General features: G+C 39.7%; 1 protein-coding gene and 1 tRNA gene. Both read left to right on the forward strand.

What is annotated here, in order from left to right:
- The first annotated feature begins 80 nt into the window (after positions 1-80).
- Positions 81-165: transfer RNA gene (locus tag I6E31_12520), tRNA-Tyr, on the forward strand.
- A gap of 109 nt (positions 166-274) precedes the next feature.
- Positions 275-368 (forward strand): hypothetical protein (locus I6E31_12525; protein ID MCF2640781.1); only part of this gene is annotated, 94 nt, incomplete at its 3' end.

Raw genomic sequence — 368 nt, forward strand, 5'->3', positions numbered from 1 at the left:
TCAGTGGTAAGGACATCAGATTTTCACTCTGGAAACAGGGGTTCGATTCCCCTACGGGGTACCACTAAAACTTAATAATCGGTGAGGTTCCCGAGTGGCCAAAGGGATCAGACTGTAAATCTGACGGCTCTGCCTTCGAAGGTTCGAATCCTTCCCTCACCACCATTTATTACTACACAGGAATGCTAAAGCACAACGTGTGGATTTTTTTTTAATAAGTAAGTAAAATTGTAAAAAATAACATTTAAGAATTATCTTTGGAGGTATCTAAAAAATGGCTAAAGAAAAATTTGAAAGAAGTAAACCCCATGTAAACATCGGGACAATCGGACACGTTGACCACGGAAAAACAACTACAACAGCTGCTA

Source organism: Fusobacterium varium (assembly GCA_021531615.1).
Taxonomy (GTDB): Bacteria; Fusobacteriota; Fusobacteriia; order Fusobacteriales; family Fusobacteriaceae; genus Fusobacterium_A; species Fusobacterium_A varium_C.